Below are 24578 nucleotides of genomic sequence, written 5' to 3' on the forward strand. Positions count from 1 at the left end.
TGATGATAGATAAGCTGACCGTCAACGAACACAGCAGTATACGTATCGGCGCTGATAAAGTGATATATTTCGATCCCTTTCACCTTAACAAGGCAGATCACGATGCGGATATCATTTTTATCACCCACGATCACTATGACCACTTTTCACCCGAGGATATCGAAAAGTGCGCCAACAGCGATACGCGCTTCGTTGCACCCTATACCATGGCAAAGGCATTCTCGAAAGCCAGGATAAACGAGGAAAGCGTAACTTTCATGCACGCAGGCTACAGTGCCGAAGTACTGGGTGTCCCTGTCGATGCAATCGCGGCATATAATATGATAAAACCATTCCACCCGAAGAAAAGCGGCTGGCTGGGTTATGTGGTCACCTTAGAGGGCAAGCGCATCTACGTCTGCGGCGATACTGATGCTACCCTCGAGGCTAAAGATGTCACCTGTGATATCATCTGTGTTCCCATCGGAGGAACATTTACCATCGGCGCAAAACAGGCTGCGGAACTTGTAAACCAGATAAAGCCTGAAATTGCTGTTCCGATACACTACGGCAGCATAGTAGGCAAACCATCCGAAGCTGATAACTTTGCAGCTTGCGTAAATCCGCCAATACAAGTCATCAAAAAAATCTGACGGCACAGCCATAGGATAACAGAAATAGATGCGGGGGACAGCCGTACTATCAAAGTACTGCTATCCCCCGCATTTTGTTATTCTTAGTTATATCTGCATTTCTTGGCTTTGCCGTCAGCGTGCTGTTTTGTGTGAGAGATGCTGTTTGAACTTCATTTTGTCAAGCGCAGTGCCGACTAATATGTAAATAGCCGCGCCGATGGCTGTCTGCACGCAGTATGCAGGCACCTGTGCGAATGCAGTCGCGAAAGCGGTCTTGGATACTCCGCCCAACATGAAAATCGCCTGATACAGGCTGTAACCCACAGCGCAGAGAACAAGTGCGGGCAGCAGTGCCAGAAGATTTCTCTTGTTGATGATAGTTTCCTTTTTAGAAGTAAAGCACAGCGCTGCCAGTGCCTTTATCACCAGTGTAGCAGGCAGCCATACTACGAATCCGCTGAGACCGTCAGCCAGACCCGCACCTATTGCCGCCGCCGCAGCAGCGTAAGGCGCAGGAAGAAGACAAGCCGCCAGAAAAACCGCGCTGTCACCTGCGTGAGTATATCCAGCCCCTGTAGGGACTTTTACAAAGGCAGTCAGCAGATATATCATCGCAGCGAAGACACCCGCAAGCGTCAGATATAACACTTTCTCCTTGTCTGTTCTTTTGCTTTGTGCAGCATTTGTTGCTGTCATATTCATCACTCCTTTGCTGAAGATATCATACCATATCGATGGGATAAATGCAAATTTCGAAAAATCAGAAAAATCCGCACCTCTTTGTTGCATAATGCACTAAAGGAGCACGGATATTTTTTATGTTAAGTTGTTGATGCACAAAGCTTTTGCGCGAAGATTTCAGGTTGAAAAAACCTCACTGACAAACTGCACAGCAAAACTGTTCAGTACAGCCGTCTCAGATGTGCATTAGGTAGAATCATTCCGAGAGCCCTGCAACAAAATTCTCCACCAGCGCCCCGAATTTTTCAGCCGCCTTGTCAGCGGCTTCCTTGACTTCCTCGTGAGAAAGGGGTACTTCCGAAATGCCCGCCGCCATGTTGGTTATCAGCGATATGCCGCATACACGCACGCCCATGTGCCGCGCCGCGATAGCTTCCACCGCTGTTGACATTCCCACAGCATCAGCACCCAGTACCGAGAGCATTTTTATCTCCGCAGGAGTTTCGTATGAGGGTCCTGTCAGCTGACAGTAAACTCCCTCTTTCAGCTCTGTACCAAGGTTTGCGGCGCAAGATTTGATATTGCTGCTGAGTTCACGGTCATATACCTCGCTCATATCGGGGAATCTCGTTCCAAGCTCGGAAAGATTTTTACCGATCAGCGGATTGGGCACAAAGCAGGATATGTGATCTCTTATAAGCATAAGGTCACCTGCCTTGAAGTCTTTGTTCACGCCCCCTGCCGCATTTGTCAGCAGAAGAGTCTTTATCCCCATAAGCCCCATTATCCTGGCGGGCATGATGACGTCTTCCATTGGATAACCTTCGTAGTAATGCACACGACCCTGCATTATCACCCCAGGGGTATTACCGATCTTTCCGAAAACGAAGCGACCTTTGTGCCCCTCAACGGTGGAACGTGGAAAACCAGGGATATCCTCATAGGGTATCTCCGAAACTATCTCCGCTCTTTCCGCAAAATCTCCAAGCCCCGAACCGAGAACGATGCCGACTTCGGGTACTATGCCCGCACGTCCGCAGACGTATTCTCTAGCCTTTTCCAGTCTTTCAGAGATATCACACATAAGTCAGTCCTCCTTGCTATTATTTTTGTTATCGTCTTTCATAGCCATTATCTCGGCAAGTATATCCGCTGAACTAGCCTGCTTCATGTGGGCTTTGTGCTTTCTGCAGGCACTGACAAACGCCAGTATCAGTCCGCCCAAGACCGCGATAACTATCAGTATTATAGCTTTCGCTAAAACGTGTCCGTCTATTCTGCCTTCGTTTACACCTTTAGCAAGCACTGCGATAACTGTCATCACCAGCGTGAAAATAAGCAGTACCACCAGCATCAGGCTGAGCTGTTTGAATCCTTTCATCTTATTGTCCTCGCATTACTTAACAATATTTTCCAGACCATTCATATCTATATAATAGTTTGAATAGTCCACACGGTTAGCTATCACCAAGATCTTTGCATCAAACAGATAAGGTGTAGGGTCAGCGGCAAAGGGCGGTGTGCTGAACACGAATTTTCTCCCTGTTTCGGGTGAAGTGTAAAAGCAGTCGATAACATACCCTTTCTTGTAACCGTCATAACGAACTTCCAGCCGCTCCGGAGTTATGCGTATATTGTCATTAGCTAGACGAAGCCTGTCTCTCGCCTCAAACCTGGGCAGAATGAAAAGCTTGATGACCGTCACACTGATACCCATAAACAGAGCGCCTATCAGCGCTATTGCAAGACCCACCGTCGAAAACAGCAGTATTCCGGCTCCAAATATCGCAACTATACAAATGAGCGCAAATAACATAAATGTTCTCCTTTCAAGCAAACCTGAATCTGTTTTATCCCACCCCTGCCAAAAAGAAATGAAAGTCTTTGGAATGGGTTCCCGCATGACTTCGTGATGCTTGGGAATAACCTTTCTTCAGAAAGGTTTTCCCGGCAGCGCCTGCATTTTGTATGATAGAATATCGCTTTAGGCAGGAGCCGGGGTATAACAGCTGAGCCTCCCGCAAGGCTTGACCTTACGACGGGAGGCTCATTTGCTTATCATATGATCTCTTTCTCGCAATTGCGGGTGTTGCCCCGCTCTCTCCAATTTTCATCAGGCACAGAGTGTACTGCGCCATGAAAGCTTACTTGTAGCTTTCGGATATCTCCTCCAGATATTCCTTAGCCTGCTCGATAACGTTATCGGGCGCAAGGATCTTAGCCTTCTTGCCGAACTGGAAGAACCAGCCCCAGAAAGTTGGCGCGATCTGAACATCTGCTGTAAGGCAGAAAGTGGTGTCGGAATTTCTGTGGGGGTGACAGTTCATGCCGAATTTGTCGATAACGACATTAGCCAGTGAATTATCGAACTGCATAGTAACGCTTTCCAGCTTACCGCCGAACATACCGTAAAGCGACTGCATATTGCTTACTTCAGCTCTCTCATCATCTGTGAGTTTTCTGGCGTTTTCTTCGGTCACATCGACGTTTATCATTCTGTCAACCCTGTAGCGGCAGATCTTCTCGTGCTTGTTGCACCAGCAAACGAGGTAGTAATTCTCGTTCTCCCATACCAGGGAATAGGGTGATACATTGTAGAAATCACCGCCGTGCTTGAGTATCTGCTTTTTGTCGGGGTTGAATTCGGTGTACCTGAAACGTATTTCCTTCTCCTCGAAAATACCCTCCTGTATCTTGTTTACGGAGTAGTAGATCTGCTCGTTGAAGTTTTTAGCGCGGTTATCAACGTGTATCTGTCTGCGCAGCTGCTTGCCTTTGTATTCGCTGGTAAGGGACTGCAGCTTCTTGATAAGCTCCTGCGACTTCTTTTTGGTAAGAAATCTGCTGGAAGCGATCGCGTCAGCCAGCACGAAAAGCTCTTCCTGCTGGAAGGTTCTTTCGCCCAGGTAGTAAGCATTGGAATGTCCGTCCTTGACGGTCACGATGTCCATTCCGCTGTCACAGAGCGTTTTTATATCATCATAGATGGTCTTGCGCTCTGCCTTGATGCCGATCTCACCGAGTATCTCGATGAGCTTGGCGCCCGTAAATGAATGATTCTCGTCTGTCTTAGCCTCGAACAGCTTTTTCATCGTAAGAAGCTTCTGCTTCTGTCTTGACTGTACTGCCACTTTATTTATCCTCCCCGCTACGCTTCATATCCTTTACCTTGACCATGGAACCGTCGGGCTCCTTTATCACAGTATGCTCCAGCGTATCAGTGAAATTCGCTGTTACACTGCGCCTGTATTCCATCCTAAGTGCCTCGCGTTCGGATTTCTCCTCATCGGTCAGCTCCCTCTGTCTGGAAATGGCTGTCAGCTCAGATATTCTGTCAAGCTTTTTTTTCTCCATAAATCTTTACACTGCTCCTTTGCCGCTATACTTTGTTTGAATTGTAACTTTTGTAATCTATTTGTAACCAAACAGAGCATAAACGACCCATAATGATAGGTGCATTCGGGCTTACACAATACCCGATCTCCGCATGGGCTTACACAACACCCTCACGAAGTTTTCACAGTCCACGATATTTGTTCAGACATTTGTTGTGAATTTTATATATCTTATATGTCCGATAAAATTCCCCGAACCGTTATTGCAAGACCTATTATAGCACACCTTTCAACAAAAATCAAGCACAATTTGCACAAACAGTCCGATATTTTTCACTCAATTTGACTAAATTTTTTTAAAATTGCGTTCACTATTGACTTCGACCACAATATATGGTATACTAAAAATAGGAACAAACATTCGAGTTTGAAAATTTACAATTTGGTTACAAATTGATTTCAAAGGAAATACAGGAGGTTTCAGCTATCTTGACCAAAAAAAGACTCTCATATGATATCGGTGCAGAGTACCTGCCAACGGGTGACGGCTTTGAGGACGAAATGTTCAAAAAAGAGAAAAAAGATGATGATGAAGCCCGCAGCGAGTATACAAAAGCACTCTATAAAATGCTTGAAAACAATTTGACGAAAAAGCAAAAATGTTATATAATATTATACTATAAAGATAAGCTGACCGTCAATGAAATAGCCGAAAAATTCGGGGTTGACAAGTCTACCGTATCGCGGACGATAAACCGCGGCAGAAAAAGAATAGTCGGCAACGCGGGGCGCGCTGCCATGAGCAGACTTTTTTCAAAAAACTGAGGTGTCTGTAAAAATACCCCCGTTGGGGCACCCCTGTCGGACTATCCGTTTTTTGACCCATCCGCCTTTTCAGCCTATCCGAATTTGCGGTCAGCCTTGTTTGGCGGTACTGTTTTTTGGTCGGGCAGGCTGTACGCTTTTTTGAACGGCGTTCCTTTTATATAAGGTATGCCCGTCCGCGTGTTGCCGCTGACAAGCAGTTTTACAGTGATATCCATTTATTTACATCATGGGATATCTGTGTTTCAGAAATAATCTTCCAATCTTACTATTGACGTTTTCCGACCGTTCCGCCAAAACCGAAAATCACACTTTTTTATGAAAGGACAAAGCCATGTCTGCACCCATATACGAATTTGCCAAAAACTACGCTGAAAGCTGCGTTTCACGCTTTCATATGCCGGGTCATAAGGGCAAGCCGCTCCACGGGCTTGAACCCCTCGACCTCACCGAGATACACGGCGCCGATTATCTCTTCGGTGCCGAGGGCATAATCGCCGCAAGCGAAGCCCGCACCGCTGACCTCTACGGCACGGCGAAGACCCTCTATTCCACCGAGGGTTCAAGCCTTTGCATAAAGACCATGCTCGCCATCGCCGACCATTGCCGCACCGACAGACAGCACCGTATGCTGGTGATAGCCCCCCGCAACGTCCACAAGGCTTTCATCAATGCCTGCATACTGCTGGATATCGATGTAAAATGGGTCTATCCCGCTGTCAAGAGCCGTTCTCTCTGCTCTTCGGCTGTAACCGCCGATGATATCTCAGCCGCTATAGATTCATGTCCGCGCACCCCCGATGCGGTCTATATAACCTCACCTGACTACTTGGGCTTTATCGCTGATATCCCCGCCATATCCGCCCTTTGCCGAAATCACGGTTTGCCTTTGATAGTTGATAACGCCCACGGCGCTTACCTTAAATTTCTCGATACTGACACCCACCCCATCACCCTCGGTGCTGATATGTGCTGTGATTCCGCCCACAAGACTTTGCCATGCTACACAGGCGGTGCAATGCTGCATATTTCCAAGTCTGCCCCCGCAGGATTTGTGGAGTGTTCCAAGCTGATGATGTCGCTTTTTGCATCAACCAGCCCATCTTACCTCATCATGCAAAGCCTTGATCTTTGCTCAGAATATCTTGCAGGAGATTATCCCGCCGCCCTCGCTGAAACAGCACAGCGCACCGAACTCTGCAAGCGCCGTCTTAATGATATGGGCTGGCGCACCATCGGGGACGAAAAATGCAAGATAACCATAGCTTCGGCTGAAGGCGGCATAAGCGGCGATTTTCTGGGAGATATCCTGCGCCGAAATAAAATAGAGCCCGAGTACACCGACCCCGACCTTGTGGTGCTGATGACTTCACCTTTCAACACCGAAGAAGACTTCATCCGCCTTGAATCTGCCATGTCGGAGATACCTGTTTCACAAGGCAATGACCTGGAATTTGACGGCATACCCGAAGCGGTGGTTCGTCTGCCTATACGCCAAGCCGCATTTGCACTCCAGCAGGAAATTCCCGCAGATGAAGCCGCAGGAAGGATATGCGGCATGACGGTCACAAGCTGTCAGCCCTCGGTGCCCATAGCCGTCAGCGGCGAGGAGATAACCCCCGAGATAATCTCCATCCTCAAAAGATACGGCATATCCGATATAAGCGTTTTAAGGTAAAACGCTCTTTACTTTTCGGGTTTAAAATGATATAATAATATAATAGTATAATATCCGCCCTATCTTTAGGCGGAAAATTCAGGAGGTACTCCGATGAAACTTGTATATGCGATAGTTAATAATGATGACACCTACGCTGTAAATAAAGGTCTGCAAAAGGCAGGCATACGCGCCACAAAGCTGTCTTCCACAGGCGGATTTCTCATGGCGGGAAATACCACTTTCATGATATGCTGTGAAGATGCACAGGTGGATATGGTGATCGAAGTTCTTAAAGAACATTCCCGCAAGCGTAAGCAGTTCGTGCCCTCGTCTGTTGTTACCGAACCTATCAACGAAAAATCCGTGCCTGTTGAAGTTGCCATCGGCGGCGCGACTATCTTCGTTACCGATATCGAGCGTTTTGAACAGGTATAACAGATGAAGATATACGGCAATCAGACCCTGCTGAAACAGACCGCACGCATGGTCAGCGCAGGGCGTGAACCACATTCCATGATAATTCACGGCGAAAAAGGGCTTGGCAAAAAGGAGATAGCTAAGTATATCGCGGCACAGCTGATGTGCGAAGCCCATACAGGCGAGCCCTGCGGCACCTGCCGAAGCTGTCGGCTTATCGAAAAAGGTGTCCACCCCGACCTTATCTTTGCACAGCCCAACGATAAGGGCAACTATTATGTTGAGGATATCCGTGATACCATCGTGGCAGATGCCCCTGTTGCCCCCAATGAGGGTGAGATAAAGGTCTACGTCATACCCGACCTTGACCTATCGTTGCAGACCACTGTGCAGGTGCAGAATATCCTGCTGAAACTGATAGAAGAGCCACCCGACCATACCGCGCTGATACTCACAGCCCGCAGCAGGGAGACTTTTCTTTCAACGATAATCTCCCGATGCGTAAGCCTTGCAGCCGCCCCTGTGACGATGCAGGAAAGCGGCGAGTATTTGCAGGCGAATTACCCCGACCGCGATATCACCGAGATACGCGAAGCCCTTGAAGCGGGCAAAGGCAATATCGGAAGATGCCGCGCTTATATGGAAAAGGAGCAGTATTATAATTCCGTGGCTCTGGCGAAAAACCTAGCCGCCGCCTACTCCGAGGGCAGCGAGTACGGTGTGCTGAAAGCCCTTGCCGCCGCAGACGGCAAAAAAGCCCTGCTGCGTGAGGGTGTGTATCTCTTCTCCGAGATAGTCCGCGATTCCTGCGCACTGTTGACAGATGGCGAGGTAATAGGCTGTGACACCCGCGCCGCCGAAGCGCTCTCCCGAAAGCTTACTCTATCCGCAGGTGCTGAACTATACGATATCCTGACAGCCGCAGTACGCAGGATAGATGCGAATTGCAGTTTGTCATTGGTATGCAATAGTTTGTGCGCGGAGTTGTTTTGAACTGCCTATTCTATCCTAATGATTATTTATGGGGCTTATATGTATGAAAAAAATAATTCTAATCTGTATTATAGCTGTTATTTCGTGTACAGGTGTATGGTTTTTCAAAGATAAAACGCTGTTACGCACTTTATCGGGCTGGAAACTTTATTCTACTGACTGTAGAGAATTGCTGGATGATAACGGCGAACTTGATACTAGGATATATTCCTCGTTTGGTTTAGGCAGAATGAAAAAACTTACGAGGCTTGAGGTAGAATCACAGGATAAATATGATTTTCTTGAGAAACTCAAGAATCTTGAAGTGTTAAATGTAAATATAAACGAAGATCATACCATTGATATTTCAAAATTTCCTGAAGTCAGATCACTGAAAGAATTGGTGATTTTTGACTGCGACTTTACCGAAATTTGTACAGAGGATATATCGGACAAAATGCCAGAGTTAGAATCCCTTTCGTTCTATTCGTGTCACATTACTGATGATAATATCAGGGATATCAGCAAATGCAATAAAATAAAAAGAATACAGATTTATGGCACTGATGAAAAATTATATGATCTGTATCCACTTACTAAAATGGACAATTTAGAAGAGTTGTATCTTGAAGCATATTTTCCTGACTTTGACCTTTCTCCAATAGCTGAGATGTCGAAACTTAAAGTGTTGGAATGTGCAGTATATAATGATGAAGATCTCAAAATCACAACCCACCTGTCCTCGGTGCAAAAACTGATAATATACAGTAACAGTTTTTTCCCTAATTGCGGTGATGATAAGCCGGAACTTCCTGAAAATTATTTCGATGAATTAGAGTCATTGGAAGAATTTTCTGCTTATAGTTTTACAATAGGTGATAAAATAGATATTTCATCACTTCCTTCAAATCTGAAAGAAATGACCTTTATCGACTGCAATATCAGTGAAAATGTAAAAAACAAAATAGCTGAATCAGGTATAAGAATAAAAGTCAAAGACAGCGCTTAGTATTTTTGATAATTTTTCTGATATCAGACTAAACTTTTTTAGAGCCTTTCCGAAGGCTCTTTTTGGTTCATATATCATAAAAGGAGAATACACCGATGAAATTGATCCTGCGATAATAAATGAGTTTATCGTCGGTTTTTACCCTTTATCTTTATCCAAACCGACGCAGTCGCTGTTATCCGATGGCTCGACCCGTCAGGGGCGAAACGTCCACCGCAGTCCTCACATAAAACCGTCAAACTCCCCAAACTAACACCCCACCCTATGTGCAAACAAATGATTTTAAATTTAACACGGACATATTTCTGCAAGAGTTGTACAAAAACGTACAACTTTTCAGCATTTTACGCTGATGGTAAGAAAGAAGATCCAGTCTGTTTGCTGCACAGAGCGTGCTGTGAATGAGCGTTTACATAAAAAGTCCGTGCGCACGATGGCAGGCAGCCGACCGCTGTAACTACGGTACAAAGGACGGCGTGTTATACTGTACGGACTCGGCAGCTTGAAAACTGAATATTAATCGGACATATTGTAATAAAAAAATCCTCTCTGCATCTTTACTTTTTTGGTGATATGTGCTATAATTATAAAGTTGAAAATACTTCCATAAGGAGGAAAAACAAATGCAGATAACAGAAACTCAGCTGGCACAGGTCAATGACCGTATACGTGCGCTGATAGCATCAAACAGCTTCTACGGCAAAAAGCTGGAAGAAGCAGGCATAACCGAAGTACACACTCCCGAAGAATTCGCAAAGCTCCCTTTCTCCGAAAAGAAAGATCTTCGTGACGCTTACCCTCTGGGACTTATGACTGCTCCCGAGGAGGAGATAGTTCGTATACATTCCTCATCGGGAACAACAGGTACTCCCGTAATTATCCCCTATACCGCCAAGGACGTTGACGACTGGGGCGAAATGTTCAAGCGTTGCTATGAGGTGGCAGGCATCACCAATAAGGACAGGATCCAGATAACTCCCGGCTACGGTCTGTGGACAGCAGGTATCGGTTTCCAGAACGGCTGTGAAAAGCTGGGCGCAATGGCAGTTCCTATGGGTCCCGGCAATACTGAGAAACAGCTTGAAATGATGCAGGCACTTGAAACAACCGTCCTCTGCTCCACTTCTTCCTATGCACTTCTTCTTGCAGAAGAGATACAGAAGCGCGGAATCAAGGATAAGATACATCTTAAAAAGGGCGTTATCGGCTCCGAAAGATGGTCGGATAAGATGCGTGAGCGCATCTCAAACGAACTGGGCATCGAGCTTTATGATATCTACGGTCTTACCGAGATATACGGCCCCGGCATCGGCATAAACTGCGAACACAACACAGGTATGCACATCTGGGACGACTATCTCTATCTCGAAATAATCGACCCCAAGACAGGCGAGAATGTTCCCGACGGCGAGTGGGGCGAGATCGTCATCACTACTCTTGTTAAAGAGGGCGCACCCCTTATCCGTTACAGAACCCATGACCTCTCCCGTATCATTCCGGGCGAGTGTCCCTGCGGAAGAAAATATCCCCGCATAGATACCATCAGGGGCAGAACAGATGATATGATGAAGATCAAGGGCGTTAACGTGTTCCCCAGCCAGATAGAGGAAGTGCTTGCGGAATTCGATGAGATATCCAGCGAGTACCAGATTCGTATCTCCCATCTTGATGGCAAGGATACCATGCGTATCTATGTTGAAACTAACGGAAGCGTTGATTTTGCCGAGCTTGCAAAGCACATAGCTGAGCGCGTAAAGAGCAAGATAGGCTTCACACCCATAGTAAAGGTAGTCGAGATAGGCGTTCTTCCCAGAAGCATGAAGAAGACCGCTCGTGTTATCGACGAAAGATTTGACTGATATCATTATATTAAACATTTTATGACCCGACGTTCAAATGCTGTCGGGTCTTTTCATGGGTCGTATTTTACCTTTTTATACGAATTGACGAGTTTTATGCAAAAATATTAAATCACCGTAAAATTCTTCGTGTGTACCCCTGACCACTTGAAATAATAGCAGAATCATGCTATAATAAACCAAGCGCCGCGATGAAAGGGCGCTCGTTAAGGGTAAATGACAGGAGTATTTTATGACAAAGAAAAAGTTTATGCTGCTCTGCGCACTGGTGCTCAGCATTTTTGCATCAGGCTGCGGCAAGGATAACAGCTCAGAAAAAGACAGCTCATCAAGCAGTCAGGTAACGGAGGAAAAGGGTATGAAGGGTACAAGGCTCACGGAAGAAAACGCAAAGCTCATAGGCAGAACTTATCTCAACGATGAGGGCACCCTTTGGTGCGCACTCAGCGGTTCGGGTGTTGAATTTGAATTTACAGGCAAGAATCTCGATATCCTGATCGAGAGCGATAAGGTGACTTCCACAGGTCCCAGAGAGCATTATTCAAGGCTGGCGATATATGTGGACGGCGAGCGTGTTGTGGATGATATGCTCAATGACAACATCAAAAAGTATTCTCCCATACAGGGCGATACCGAGGTCACAAAGACGGTGCAGATAATCAAGCTTTCCGAAACTGCCATGTCCTGCTTTGGTATACTGCCCATAAATCTTGAGGATGGCGCATCCATCAAGCCTACTGAAGCCAAGCCGCATAAGATAGAATTCATAGGCGATTCCATAACCTGCGGCTACGGCGTTGATGACGAAGAACCGACACATACCTTTGCAACATCCACCGAGGACGTCACCAAGGCATATGCCTATAAAACTGCACAGGCTCTGGGTGCGGATTACAGTATGTTCTCCATCAGCGGCTGGGGCATAATCTCGGGCTGGTCGGGTGACGGCAAACAGCACCCCGAACAGCAGATACCTCTTTATTATGAAAAGCAGGCATTCTCCTACGGCGGTTTTAACAATGTTGAAGCGCAGTGCGTTGACTGGGATTTCGGACGCTATCAGCCCGAACTTGTGGTGATAAATCTCGGTACCAACGATGAAAGCTACTGCAAGACCGATGAAGAAAAGCGTGCAGCTTATGTTGCAGGCTATGTTGAGTTCCTGAAGACCGTCCGCAAAAACAATCCCGATTCAAGGATACTCTGTGTGCTGGGCATAATGGGCGATGCGCTCTATCCCTGTGTTGAACAGGCAGTTGCTGATTACAGCGCTGAAACAGGGGATACTAATATCTCCGCATTCCACCTTGAACCCCAGAAGCCCGAGGACGGACTTGCGGCGGATTACCACCCCACCGAGACCACCCATACCAAGGCGGCAGATGCGCTTACTGCTGAGATAAAGAGCGTAATGGGCTGGTAAGATGACCGCTCGCTGATAAATACCTTTTCGCAGACGGCGAAGGGCGGAAATGTTTACATTTATTATCCGTGCATTGTGGTTATCATCGCAGTGTCGGTTTGGGTAGCTTATGATAAGAAGAAGGTGTCGGAAAAGCAATAAATGTTGAATGCTGATGACGTGCATTCAGGGTAAAAGGAGGATATTATGGGTATTTTGAGAACGGCGGCAATGCTGATGATGACAGTAGCCGCGATGTCGCTGACGGCTTGTGCGGCTTCGGCGAAAAATGAAAGCGGCGCTCCCGAAAAGGAGAGCAGTGAACTCACTGAAAGTAAGGTACAGCAGGATACAGCGCCTGCGGAAACGGAAGTGACCCCAAAAGTGACGAGTTTTAAAGCACCCGAGGAGTATGGCAAGGTCATTGCACTGACTTTTGACGATGGTCCCGATAGTGTATCTACCAACATGATACTTGATATTTTTGAGGAAAACGGCGCTAAGGCGAGCTTTTTCCTGATAGGCGACAATATAAACGACAGCACCGTTGATACTGTCAAAAGGGAAGCGGAGCTTGGTTTTGAGATAAACAGCCATTCGCGTACACATTCCTATATGAACAAGATGTCCGCCGAGGAGATAAAGGCGGAGATGGATTATACCGATGAAAAGATATCCGAACTGACAGGCACTGTGCCGAGATTCTTCCGTCCGCCGTACATTGCTGTGAACGATATCATGTATGAAACGATAGACAAGCCCTTCATCAACGGGCTGGGCTGTAATGACTGGGACAAGAGCGTATCGGCTGAAAAGATAGCTGAAAGCGTGCTGGCACAGGCTGAAGACGGCGCGATAATACTTCTGCATGACGGCGGCAGAAACACCCGCACAGCAGAAGCTTTGAAGACCATCGTGCCCGAATTGCAGGCTCAGGGATATGAGCTTGTTACGGTCTCGGAACTTTTCCATGCCAAGGGCGTAGAGCCGCAGGAAGACGGTATACTGTATTCGAGAGCGGAACAGGATACGGCGTACTGAGCTGATACTGAAAGCGAACAGCCTCATATATCAGAAATAAAAGAACAGATATACATCTAATAAGGAAGTGACATTATGAACAAACTGCTTGAAGCGGGAAAGATAGTATCAGTCTTCGGACTGAAAGGCGAGGTCAAGGTACAGCCCTGGTGCGATACCCCCGATTTTCTCTGCGAGTTCGATACGCTGTATTACAAGAGCGGTACTCCCGTTGAAGTTGAGCGTGCGAGAGTTCAGAAGAATATAGTTGTTATGAAGATAAAGGGCGTGGATTCTGTGGAAGAAGCCCAGAAGATACGCAACCGCGTGCTTTATCTTGACAGGGAAGATGTTGAGCTGGGTGAGGATACTTATTTCGTGCAGGACTTGATAGGTCTGAAAGTTATCGACCTGAACAGCGGCAGGGAATACGGTGTGCTTACGGAAGTCAGCGAGACAGGTGCCAACGATGTATACCATATTAAAAGCGAGAGCGGTAAGATGTACTACATTCCTGCCATACCCTCAGTTATCGCTGAAACGGACGTTGAGGGCGGCGTTATGAAGATAACTCCGCTGGAGGGACTTTTTGACGATGCGGAGGAAATAAGATGAATATAGATATCGCCACGCTTTTTCCCGAAATGCTGGAGAATTATCTTTCACAGAGCATTGTGGGCAGGGCGAGAGCAAAGGATATATTCACTGTGAAGTGTCACGACATACGTGCATATACTAAGGATAAGCACAGGAGAGTCGATGATACGCCCTACAGTGAGCAGAAGGGTATGCTGATGCAGTGCGACCCAATATTCAACTGCTATGAAGCCGTGACAGAGGGGCGTGAGAAGCCTCATGTGATATATATGTCGCCTCAGGGCAAAACCCTTACTCAGCAGAGATGCAGAGAGCTGGCTGCTATGGATAATATATTTATACTCTGCGGACATTACGAGGGTGTTGACGAACGTATCATCGAAACGCTGGTTGATGAGGAGATATCCATCGGGGATTATGTGCTTACAGGCGGCGAGCTTCCTGCGCTGGTGCTGGTCGATGCTGTGGTGCGTATGCTGGACGGCACTCTTTCTCAGCCCGATTGCTACGAGGATGAGAGCCATTATAATGGTCTATTGGAGTATCCGCAGTACACAAGACCCGAGGTATGGCACGATATGAGAGTGCCTGAGATACTCCTTTCGGGACACCACGCAAACATCAAAAAATGGCGGCATGAACAAGCTCTTATCACTACTGCAAAGAAGCGTCCCGAGCTTTTGGAAAAGCTTGAACTTTCCGCTGAGGATTTGGCAATAATACACAAAGTCGTCGATTTTGACAAATAAACATGGCAGATGTATTGGGCATAACTGATAAAGATGTTAAAAAGCTTTGGACAGAATGATACAAAATATGTTGACTTATTGTGCAATTCTAACTATGTATATTGACAATTGTTAACCTTTTATGGTTGAAACTCACGAAAATAACGCCCGCGACGGTGGTTTGTTCAAAATTTGCGTTGACTAAAGGGGCGTTGTCGGGTATAATATATTACATGAACAGGGGGAAAAAACTCCCACGACTCATAATAGGGACTGTGAAAATGTTTTATTAACTAATAGGGATTGGAGAGATCGCATCATGTTACAGAATACTGTTGTTGTTCAGAATCAGGTAGGTCTGCACGCTCGTCCTGCTACATTCTTCATTCAGAAGGCTAACGAGTTCAAGTCGTCCATCTGGATAGAGAAAGAGGACAGAAGAGTAAACGCTAAGAGCCTGCTGGGTATTCTTTCACTTGGTATCGTTGGCGGTACTACTATCAAGATCATCGCTGACGGCGCTGACGAGGAAGAAGCTGTAAAGGGTCTGGTTGATCTGGTTGACAGCGGCTTCGCTGAGGAAGCAAGATAATTTCGATCTGAATAAAATTGACAGACTGTCCGAACGGCAGTCTGTTTTTTTGTAAAATAAGGACTCTTTTGACGTTTGTCAACAAAATGTTCAATGATTACAAAATAGTTTCGCTAATGTAGAAATTCATTGGCTGAATTTGTTGAAAATATACAACGGAACTTTCGATTTTACAATATATTCACACATTCGGGAGAAAAATATGTTACAATTTGTAACATATCGAAAGCTCGAATGGGTGATTTCGGTCAAAGTGAAAAGTTTTTTTGAGAAATCTACGCTTTTTACTATAAAAGACTTGCAAAATCCTAATTTTTTTGTTATAATTATTGTAAGCGAATGTTCTGCCTGAAAAAGGCAAAACGAAACACGACAATAAAATTTGCAAGTAGAGGGGATCAAATTATGTCAAACAGATTATTTCAAAGCGTTGTTCATCAGATGCGAGACACCATCGACTGCGTTATCGGTGTAATTGACGAGACTGCGACCATAATCGCCTGCTCGGAACTGGCACAGGTAGGTACAACTAATGAGTTCGTTTCGCTCGATCTGGGAGACTCCCATGATATCTTTGTGCGTGACGGCTACACCTACAAGCCTTTCGGCGCTCACATGAAGCCCGATTATGCTGTATTCGTTGAAGGCACTGACGAAGTGGCTGCAAAGTATGCAAGCATACTGGCTATCACTCTGTCCAGCATCAAGCAGTATTATGACGAGAAGTACGACAGAAACAACTTCATCAAGAACGTTGTACTGGATAATGTTCTGCCCGGTGATGTTCATGTCAAGGCGAGAGAGCTGCACTTCAGTTCTGATATCTCGAGAGTCGTTCTGCTGATCAGGATCGTTTCTTCCAACGATGTATCTGCATACGATGTTATCCAGAACCTGTTCCCCGACAAGAACAAGGATTTTGTCTTCAATATCACTGAGAGCGATATCGTTCTGGTAAAGGAAGTCGCTGCAGGTGTTGAGACAAAGGATCTGGAGAAGCTGGCAAGAAGTATCTCGGATACTCTTTCAAGCGAATTCTATACAAGAGTCAATGTCGGCATCGGTACCGTTATCGAGGGCGTCAGGGATCTTGCGCGTTCTTTCAAGGAAGCTCAGGTATCTCTTGAAGTCGGCAAGGTATTCGACACTGATAAGAATATCGTTTCCTACGATGATCTGGGTATCGCTAGGCTGATCTATCATCTGCCTACTACCCTGTGCGAGACTTTCCTGAAGGAAGTATTCAAGAAGGGCTCGATAGATTCTCTCGATCACGAGACACTGTTCACTATACAGAAGTTCTTTGAGAACAACCTGAACGTGTCCGAGACTTCGAGAAAACTGTTCGTACACAGAAATACTCTCGTGTACAGACTTGAAAAGATCAAAAAGCTCACCGGGCTCGACCTGAGAGAGTTTGACCACGCGATCATTTTCAAGATCGCACTTATGGTGAAGAAGTATCTCTCCGCCAACCCCGTCAAATTCTAAGGAAAAGCCTGTGGGTACGGGCAGTTATGTCCGTAAACTTTAAGGCGGTGTAAAATTTTGGTAGAGTTTCAGGATGTGTCGGTCACCTATAATTCCAGTGGTGTCGATGCGTTAAACAAGATCAATCTCAAGATCAACGACGGCGATTTCGCTTTCGTGGTCGGACCCTCGGGTGCGGGTAAATCCACCCTTATCAAGCTGGTACTAAAAGAAATAGATGCGACCAGCGGAACTGTTCTGGTAAACGGCTTCAATCTGAAAAAACTCAGAAGAGGAAAAGTCCCTGCGCTGAGAAGAACTATCGGCGTTGTGTTCCAGGATTTCAGACTTATACCCACTATGACGGTATATGAGAACGTGGCATTCGTGCTGCGTGTTATAGATGCTCCCGCTAAGTATATCAGGAGCAGAGTACCTTATGTAATAAGCCTTGTAGGACTTTCGGACAAGGCTAAGTGTTATCCTACCGAGCTTTCGGGCGGTGAGCAGCAGCGTGTGGCGCTGGCAAGAGCACTTGTCAACGATCCGCAGCTGATAATCGCGGACGAGCCTACGGGTAACATCGACCCTGCGCTTTCTTACGAGATAGTCGAGCTGCTGAAGAGCATCAATGAGTGCGGCACTACCATACTGATGGTAACCCACGAGCATGATCTGGTGCGTTATTTCGGCGGACGTATCATCAACATCAACAAGGGCAACGTTGATTTCGATGAGGTAGTAGGAGGTGTGCAGAATGAAAGCTAGCAGCCTTCGTTACCTTGTCCATCAGGGCGTTACAGGTATATGGAAAAACAGAATGATGACTTTCGCTTCGTTCTGTATACTGCTTGTCAGCCTGCTTATGGTAGGTCTGGCGAGTCTTACCGCGATAAATCTGACCAGGATAATCAGCGGTATCGAAGACAAGAGTGAGGTAGTTGTCGTTATAAGCGACAATGCTACCAAGGAAAACGAAAAGGAACTGGAAAAGCACCTCAAGGCTATACCTAATGTACACACCATATCGCTGTACACCAAGGAAGAAGCCTGGGAGGGTATGCTGGACAGTATGACAGAGGAAGAACGCGCATTCTTCAAGTATGCTGACGAAAACCCTCTGCCCGACACTTACAGACTGACTGTCAAGGATATTGAGATAATGAGCGATACTACCGCTCAGATAGAAACACTTGACTTTGTTGAGTCTACACAGTCTCCTACATCTTTTGCAGATGTGCTTATCAGCATCAGAAGAATATTCTCGATAATAGCTGTGGCTGTTGTGTCGGCACTTGTCGTTGTAAGTCTGGTAATTATCTCCAACACCACCAGAGCAAGCGTTTTTGCAAGACGCAAGGAGATAAATATAATGAAGTACGTCGGCGCAACCAATGCTTTCATAAGGATACCTTTCTTTGTGGAGGGCATGATAGTTGGTCTGGTTGCGGCTATCGGTGCGCTGCTGATGACAAAATTTGCCTATGAGGGTGTTTACAACATCTTCAGTGATGATTCGGTAATATGGGTCATCATGGGTATGAAGAAGCTCTACTCTTTCAAGGAGCTGCTGTTCCCCGTAAGTATTTCTTATCTTGCAGCAGGCGCTGTTATCGGCGCGGTAGGTACTTCTATCAGTACCGGCAAGCACCTCAAGGTGTAATAATGCTAAGCGTTATAAGGGAGATATATCGCTTATCGAATTGACAGATCAGGCAGGGGACGGGGTCGATCGTTTTCTGCCTTTTTCTTTAGTGTCTGTTTTTGCAGATCACTGAGGAAGCAAAAAAATCGACGTTTTGTGTAAAAATTCTGCGGTATAAAAAGAGAAAAAGAGCCGCAGTACCCACGGAGGAATTCAAAATGAGCAAACTGACAGGCTTTAAGAAAGCAGCGGCTTGTACTGCAGCCGTTATGATCTGCGCCTCGGCTTTTTCAGGCGCCGGCAGCGGCATGATCAACGCTAACCGCGGTCATGCTTTAAGTAGTGCGGAGCTCCAGGATAATTACAAGGACATCGCTGCTAAGAAGAAGAATATCGATGAACTTATAGCTAAGCAGGAAGAACTCGACAAGAAGATTGCCGATACTAAGGACGATATTTCTGCAGAGAAGGAAAACAAGGAAGCTATCGAGGAACAGATAGCTACAGTTCAGAAGACAATATTCGCACTGAATGAGTCTATATCAGCTACACAGGACGAGATATCTGAGCTGGAAGCATCCATTGCAGAGAAGGAAGTTCAGGTAGCTGAAAAGCACGAGCAGATAGTACAGGGCGTGGGCGATTTCAAGGTAAGGCTCAAGGCTATGTACGTTGCGGGCAATAATACATATTCGGATATCATCATCGGTGCTTCGGACTTTTATGATATGCTCATGAAGATGGAGCTGGTCAAGAGAGTTGCTGAGCATGATGATAATATGATAGATGATCTTATCGAACTGAAGGATCAGTACGAAGCAGAAGAGGCTGAACTCAATGCGCAGAAGACTGAACTGGAAGTTAAGCAGGCTGATCTTGAAACACAGAAGGAAGCTAATGAAAAGCAGAGAGATAAGCTTGCACAGCTTGTAGCTGAGAGCCAGCTCGCTATCGATGATATGACCGAGAATAAGGAGATCTATGAGAACAATCTCGCTATAATCGAGCAGGAGAGAGAGCAGTTCGAGAAGGATCTTAATGACCTCTATAAGGAGCGTCAGGCGATCAAGGCTGAAGAAAAGAAAAAGGCTGACGAGGAGAAGGCTCGTCAGGAAGAAGAACGCAGGAAAAAGGAAGAAGAGGAAAAGGCACGCGAGGAAGCTGAAAAGCGTCAGCGTGAGGAAGATGCCAAGAAGGCTGAGCAGGAAAAGAACAACGCTCAGGACGATGATGACGACGATGATACTTCCGACAATGGCGGAAGCAAGAGTGTTGACGTAGATGACAGCGGCAGCAATGACAGCGGTTCCGACGACAGTGATGACAGCGGTGAGTACGTTCCTCCCGCACCGATACCCTCGGTGGGCAAGAATGCGGCTTACGGCTACACAAACTCCAAGTCTAATCTGACATGGCCTGTACCAGGTCACTACAACATATCCTATGGATTCGGCTGGCGTAACTCCGGTTCCCTTTACGGCAACCATAAGGGTATCGATATATGGGACAGCCAGATCTACAATGCAGAGATATGCGCTGCTGAGGCTGGTACCGTTATCAGAGTTGAGAACTATTGTACTCACGACTACGCAAAGAACTACTCGTGCGGATGCGGCGGCGGATACGGAAGATACTGCATTATCGAGCATGACGACGGCAAGTGGACTCTCTACGGTCACGCAAACAACATCATCGTATCAGTTGGACAGCGCGTAGAGAAGGAGCAGGTGCTGGGTTATGTCGGTTCTACAGGCCATTCCACAGGTCCTCACACCCATTTCGAGGTACAGGTAGATATGGGCGGCTATATGGGTCAGGTGGATCCCTCTAACTATGTATAATAATTTCTGTTAGTATCAAGCGGCATAGATAATATGCCGCTATGATGCTTTACAGCTTCTTCTTTTTACCTAAAAGGAGTGTAAAATGAGCAGGCGTAAGGGCTTTATTAGGATACTGTCGCTGTCGGCGGCGGTTTGCATAACGTTTACCGCGGTCAGCAGTGGTATAAACGCTGAAAAGGTCAATGCGGATTATGACTACGGTTATGATTACGGCTACGACTACGGCGGATATACAGGCTATGATTACAGCGGCGGTTATGGCTACGATACCTACAGCGGTGACTACGGTTACAGTGATGATTATGGTTACAGCGGAGATGATTACAGCTACAGCGGCGATTATGGTTACAGCGGTGACTACGGCTGGACTGACCCGAATCAGACCTGGACCGACCCCAACCAGACATGGACGGATTACGGACAGTCGGGGACGACCGATGATACAACGACAACACAGACACCCGTTGACAGCGGGGCTGTTACAGGCAAGAGCGATGTTACAAAACACGCTGAAGATCTGAGATATATCATCGGCAAGCAGTCGGCACTTAAAGTGGAGATATCTGATGCGGAGACCGCTATACGCGAAGAGGAAAAGATGCTCAAGAGCATCAAAAAGCGTACGGAAGAATTGGATAACGAGCTGTATATCCTCAACAGGTCCATGTCGGTGCTGGAGCTTCAGGTCAACAGCAACAGGCGTGAGCTTGACCGTATAAACGGCAATATCGAGGACGGCGTGGAACGTCTGAAAATGAGAATGAGGGCTCTGTATCTTTCGGGCACTGATTCTTATACCACGGTACTGCTGGAATCAAACAGCTTCTATGATATTCTCATGCGCATGGAGCTTATCAAGCGCGTGGCTGCACATGACGACCGCATAATTGAAGAACTTTACGCTTTGCAGGAGACCTGTGAGGTAAAGCAGGCTCATCTTGATAAGCAGCAGGCTGAGCTCGACAAGCAGTATGAGCTTTTTGATGCGAAGAAAGCCAAGCTTGATGAGATATACAATTCATCATCACAGGCTAAGGAACTTCTGAGAGAAAAGCAGAAGAAGCTGAAAGAGCAGGAAGCTCAGTTCAATCTGGAGAAGATAAAGACCGCTGAGAGCCTTGGTGCGATACTGAAGCCCACTATCGGCGCTGTGCCTTTCGATGAGGAAGTTGCGGCGACTGAAGAGCTTGCCAACGAGCGGCTGAAGGAGCTTCACGACAGCATCAAACAGCGTGTAAAGGACGGCGAGGAGATACCCGAGAGTGAGCCGACTTACACCTTTGCATGGCCTGTTCCTCAGGACTATACCATAAACTCGGGCGTGGGCGCACGTTGGGGCACTTACCACAAGGGTATCGATATCAACGGTGATCACGGTTATGAGATACACGCCTGTGAGACAGGTACAGTCATCATGACAAACACCACCTGCACTCACGATTACGGAAAGTATGAATCCTGCGGCTGCGGCGGCGGTTACGGAAACTTTATCATCATCGATCACGGAAATGATTTCCTGACGCTGTACGGTCATCTGACCAAGGTGCTTGTTGAACCAGGTGACGTGGTAAGACAGGGCGATCTCATCGGACTGATGGGCACTACAGGTTATTCCACAGGCGATCATCTGCATCTGGAGATAAGGTATCAGGGTTATGTGCTGAATCCTATCAATTATGTGGATCTGACCATTGATATCAATAGCGGCAAAAGACCTCTGGTAGATAAGGACGAGGATACCATCACCGTTGTTGAGACCAACAAGGACAAGAAGGACGAAAGTTCAAAAGCCGAAGAGGAAAAGAAGGACGAAAACTCAAAGGCTGAGGAAGCGAAAAAGGATGATAGTTCAAAGAATGAAGCGGACTCCAAAAAAGAGACTGACCCTAACGACGATTAGTCCACTAAACGCTGCTGTCTTTTACGGACGGCAAATGTAATAAGACCTAAAGGCGGGAATTCTGATGTTCCCGCCTTTTTTGTGGTATCATGGCTGTTTGCGGTGGCTTGGAAATATTTGCATATGCAAGATAAGATTTTTAATGGGCGGGAATGTTGATATTCCTGCTCATTTTGTCGTATTCAGGCGGTTTTGAGCCGTTTGGAAAGTCCGTGAGAAGCAGGCGGGGTGGGTTGACTAAACGTGGGAAATATGTTATAATTATATAAATATTTTATTGTAGGGAATGACTAATTTCCCGACAATGTGCTGTGCCTTGGGGAATACCCGAAAAACAGCGGAAAAAGGAGGTAGTCTTTTATGAAAATGACAGTCAGTCAGGCTATGGTCGAATGTTTGAAGGCAGAGGAGATAAAGGTCGTCTACGGCTACCCCGGTGCGGCTATCTGCCCGTTTTACGATGCTCTGCTTGACGCTGACAAGGATATAAAACACGTTCTGGTAAGGCATGAGGCCAACGGCGGTCATGCTGCCAGCGGTTATGCAAGGATATCGGGAAAGCCTGCGGTCTGTATAGCGACTTCGGGACCCGGTGCGGTGAACCTGATTACAGCCATCGCTACGGCTTATGCTGATTCGATACCGATAGTATGCATAACAGGCCAGGTAAATACCGACCAGATAGGCTCCGATGTTTTTCAGGAGGCTGACGTGACAGGCGCGGCTGAACCCTTCGTTAAGCACAGCTATCTTCTTAAAGACCCCGATGATGTGGGCAGAGTGTTCAAGGAGGCTTTCTATATCGCGGGTAGCGGAAGACCCGGTCCTGTGCTGATAGATGTGCCTATGGACGTTCAGAAGATGACGGTGGATTTCAAATATCCCAAAAAGTGCGAGATACGCAGCTACAAGCCCACAGGCAAGGGCAACGCTTTGCAGGTTAAGAGAGTTACCGAGGCACTGAGAACGGCTGAAAAGCCCCTTATCTGCATCGGCGGCGGTGTGTTTGCTTCAAATGCCCAGGCTGAGGTGGTCGAGGTTTCAAAGAAGCTGAACATACCTGTTATCACGACAATGATGGGTATATCCGTTTTTGCGGACGAAGATCCCCTGTATGTGGGAATGATAGGTACTCACGGCACAAAGCTGGCGAATTACGCTGTTAATGCCTGTGACACCCTGTTCCTTGTGGGTGCACGTGTTGGCGACCGTGCGGTGAAAACTCCGCTGGAGCTTGAAAAGGACACTAAGATACTTCACATAGATATCGACCCTGCTGAGATAGGCAAGAATATCGGTGCTGATATCCCGCTGGTAGGCGATGCTAAGACAGTTCTCAGGCAGATGCTGGATTATCTGGAAAAGCACCCCGAGGGAAATGCAGACCATACCGAATGGCTGGAGCATATCGACGGAAAGCGCGTACCTGCGGAGTTTGCAAAGCCTGTTAAGGGTACAGTCAATCCGAAGGAGTTCTTACAGAGACTTTCGGAGCGTATGCCTGCTGATGTCAACATCTGTGCTGATGTTGGACAGAACCAGATATGGACAAGCAGATACCAGTTCAAAAAGGGCGGACGTTTCCTTACATCGGGTGGCATGGGTACAATGGGATATTCTCTGCCCTGTGCCATAGGCGCTAAAATGGCAGACGAGAGCCGTATAACAGTGGCTGTCTGCGGCGACGGCGGCTTCCAGATGAATATGATGGAGCTGGCAACTGCGGTGCAGTACGGCGTAGATGTCAAGGTGGTAGTCTTCACGAATACAAGGCTTGGCATGGTAAGAGAGCTTCAGACAAAGGGTTACAATGACAGGCAGATGGCTGTATTCCTTGATGGCTCACCCGATTTTGTGAAGCTTGCAGCGGCTTACGGCATACCTGCTATAAGGGTAACGGACAAGAAGTCAGAGGACAAGGCTATCGAGACGCTGGCTACCGAAAAGGGTATGTTGGTATGCGAGGTAGTTGTTGACAAGGATTTTCCGACACTTTAAGAGGTGGGAT

25 protein-coding genes are annotated in these 24578 nt (G+C 46.8%); 18 read left to right on the plus strand and 7 right to left on the minus strand.

From position 1 onward, the window contains the following. Positions 1-2: 2 nt before the first annotated feature. Positions 3-632 (plus strand): MBL fold metallo-hydrolase, encoded by a 630-nt coding sequence (locus BM265_RS05200; RefSeq protein ID WP_074960509.1) that lies wholly within the window; start codon positions 3-5, stop codon positions 630-632. Between the two features lie 114 nt (positions 633-746). Here the strand turns inward: BM265_RS05200 and BM265_RS05205 are convergent, their stop codons facing one another. The 6 genes from BM265_RS05205 to BM265_RS05230 form a co-directional block, all read right to left on the minus strand. After that, positions 747-1310 (minus strand): TIGR04002 family protein, encoded by a 564-nt coding sequence (locus BM265_RS05205; RefSeq protein ID WP_074960510.1) that lies wholly within the window; start codon positions 1308-1310, stop codon positions 747-749. A gap of 241 nt (positions 1311-1551) precedes the next feature. After that, on the minus strand, positions 1552-2379 hold the full coding sequence (locus BM265_RS05210; protein WP_074960511.1) for a purine-nucleoside phosphorylase: 828 nt from the start codon (positions 2377-2379) through the stop codon (positions 1552-1554). Positions 2380-2382: 3 nt separating this feature from the next. Next, entirely contained in the window at positions 2383-2676 is a 294-nt protein-coding gene (locus BM265_RS05215; protein WP_074960512.1) for a hypothetical protein, read from the minus strand. A 15-nt stretch (positions 2677-2691) separates the two neighbouring features. Continuing rightward, the gene (locus BM265_RS05220; protein WP_074960513.1) at positions 2692-3111 is read right to left on the minus strand and encodes a hypothetical protein; all 420 of its coding nucleotides are present in this window, start codon (positions 3109-3111) and stop codon (positions 2692-2694) included. A 328-nt stretch (positions 3112-3439) separates the two neighbouring features. Beyond that, positions 3440-4426 (minus strand): helix-turn-helix transcriptional regulator, encoded by a 987-nt coding sequence (locus BM265_RS05225; protein ID WP_074960514.1) that lies wholly within the window; start codon positions 4424-4426, stop codon positions 3440-3442. A 1-nt stretch (position 4427) separates the two neighbouring features. Continuing rightward, positions 4428-4649, minus strand: a complete 222-nt coding sequence (locus BM265_RS05230; protein ID WP_013499345.1) for a DUF896 domain-containing protein — start codon at positions 4647-4649, stop codon at positions 4428-4430. Positions 4650-5119: 470 nt separating this feature from the next. Here BM265_RS05230 and BM265_RS05235 point away from each other — a divergent pair, with 470 nt between their 5' ends. After that, positions 5120-5455 (plus strand): RNA polymerase sigma factor, encoded by a 336-nt coding sequence (locus BM265_RS05235; protein WP_074960515.1) that lies wholly within the window; start codon positions 5120-5122, stop codon positions 5453-5455. 74 nt (positions 5456-5529) lie between these two features. Here the strand turns inward: BM265_RS05235 and BM265_RS19980 are convergent, their stop codons facing one another. Then, positions 5530-5673: a hypothetical protein gene (locus tag BM265_RS19980; protein ID WP_177219544.1), complete on the minus strand. Its 144-nt coding sequence runs from the start codon at positions 5671-5673 to the stop codon at positions 5530-5532. Between the two features lie 116 nt (positions 5674-5789). Here BM265_RS19980 and BM265_RS05240 point away from each other — a divergent pair, with 116 nt between their 5' ends. The 16 genes from BM265_RS05240 (at position 5790) to ilvB (ending at position 24568) form a co-directional block, all read left to right on the plus strand. Next, complete coding sequence (locus BM265_RS05240) at positions 5790-7133, plus strand: DegT/DnrJ/EryC1/StrS family aminotransferase (RefSeq protein WP_074960516.1); 1344 nt, start codon at positions 5790-5792, stop codon at positions 7131-7133. A gap of 93 nt (positions 7134-7226) precedes the next feature. Next, the gene (locus BM265_RS05245; RefSeq protein ID WP_074835905.1) at positions 7227-7550 is read left to right on the plus strand and encodes a cyclic-di-AMP receptor; all 324 of its coding nucleotides are present in this window, start codon (positions 7227-7229) and stop codon (positions 7548-7550) included. A gap of 3 nt (positions 7551-7553) precedes the next feature. After that, complete coding sequence (locus BM265_RS05250; protein WP_074960517.1) at positions 7554-8525, plus strand: DNA polymerase III subunit; 972 nt, start codon at positions 7554-7556, stop codon at positions 8523-8525. Positions 8526-8754: 229 nt separating this feature from the next. After that, positions 8755-9513: a leucine-rich repeat domain-containing protein gene (locus BM265_RS05255; protein ID WP_207646953.1), complete on the plus strand. Its 759-nt coding sequence runs from the start codon at positions 8755-8757 to the stop codon at positions 9511-9513. 623 nt (positions 9514-10136) lie between these two features. After that, complete coding sequence (locus tag BM265_RS05260) at positions 10137-11372, plus strand: phenylacetate--CoA ligase family protein (RefSeq protein ID WP_074835897.1); 1236 nt, start codon at positions 10137-10139, stop codon at positions 11370-11372. 232 nt (positions 11373-11604) lie between these two features. Beyond that, a complete protein-coding gene (locus BM265_RS05265) occupies positions 11605-12795 on the plus strand; it encodes an SGNH/GDSL hydrolase family protein (protein ID WP_081358367.1) in 1191 nt (396 codons plus the stop codon). 186 nt (positions 12796-12981) lie between these two features. Continuing rightward, positions 12982-13815, plus strand: coding sequence for a polysaccharide deacetylase family protein (locus tag BM265_RS05270; protein WP_081358368.1), 834 nt, complete (start codon positions 12982-12984; stop codon positions 13813-13815). 75 nt (positions 13816-13890) lie between these two features. Next, complete coding sequence (gene rimM / locus BM265_RS05275) at positions 13891-14409, plus strand: ribosome maturation factor RimM (RefSeq protein WP_043537889.1); 519 nt, start codon at positions 13891-13893, stop codon at positions 14407-14409. Continuing rightward, positions 14406-15140, plus strand: coding sequence for a tRNA (guanosine(37)-N1)-methyltransferase TrmD (trmD, locus tag BM265_RS05280; RefSeq protein ID WP_074960519.1), 735 nt, complete (start codon positions 14406-14408; stop codon positions 15138-15140). Before rimM ends, trmD begins: the two co-directional genes overlap by 4 nt. A 298-nt stretch (positions 15141-15438) precedes the next feature. Then, a complete protein-coding gene (locus BM265_RS05285; protein WP_013499335.1) occupies positions 15439-15711 on the plus strand; it encodes an HPr family phosphocarrier protein in 273 nt (90 codons plus the stop codon). A gap of 405 nt (positions 15712-16116) precedes the next feature. Then, a complete protein-coding gene (locus BM265_RS05290) occupies positions 16117-17202 on the plus strand; it encodes a PucR family transcriptional regulator (RefSeq protein WP_024858792.1) in 1086 nt (361 codons plus the stop codon). Positions 17203-17259: 57 nt separating this feature from the next. Then, entirely contained in the window at positions 17260-17949 is a 690-nt protein-coding gene (gene ftsE / locus BM265_RS05295; RefSeq protein WP_074960520.1) for a cell division ATP-binding protein FtsE, read from the plus strand. Then, complete coding sequence (gene ftsX / locus BM265_RS05300) at positions 17939-18844, plus strand: permease-like cell division protein FtsX (RefSeq protein WP_074960521.1); 906 nt, start codon at positions 17939-17941, stop codon at positions 18842-18844. The genes ftsE and ftsX overlap by 11 nt, the downstream gene beginning before the upstream one ends. 200 nt (positions 18845-19044) lie before the next feature. After that, positions 19045-20667, plus strand: a complete 1623-nt coding sequence (locus BM265_RS05305; protein WP_074960522.1) for a murein hydrolase activator EnvC family protein — start codon at positions 19045-19047, stop codon at positions 20665-20667. Positions 20668-20752: 85 nt separating this feature from the next. Further along, the gene (locus BM265_RS05310) at positions 20753-22570 is read left to right on the plus strand and encodes a murein hydrolase activator EnvC family protein (RefSeq protein ID WP_074960523.1); all 1818 of its coding nucleotides are present in this window, start codon (positions 20753-20755) and stop codon (positions 22568-22570) included. 360 nt (positions 22571-22930) lie between these two features. Continuing rightward, positions 22931-24568, plus strand: a complete 1638-nt coding sequence (gene ilvB / locus BM265_RS05315) for a biosynthetic-type acetolactate synthase large subunit (protein ID WP_074960524.1) — start codon at positions 22931-22933, stop codon at positions 24566-24568. Positions 24569-24578: the final 10 nt, after the last annotated feature.

Origin of the sequence: Hominimerdicola alba, assembly GCF_900112155.1 — a bacterium.
Taxonomy (GTDB): Bacteria; Bacillota; Clostridia; order Oscillospirales; family Ruminococcaceae; genus Hominimerdicola; species Hominimerdicola alba_D.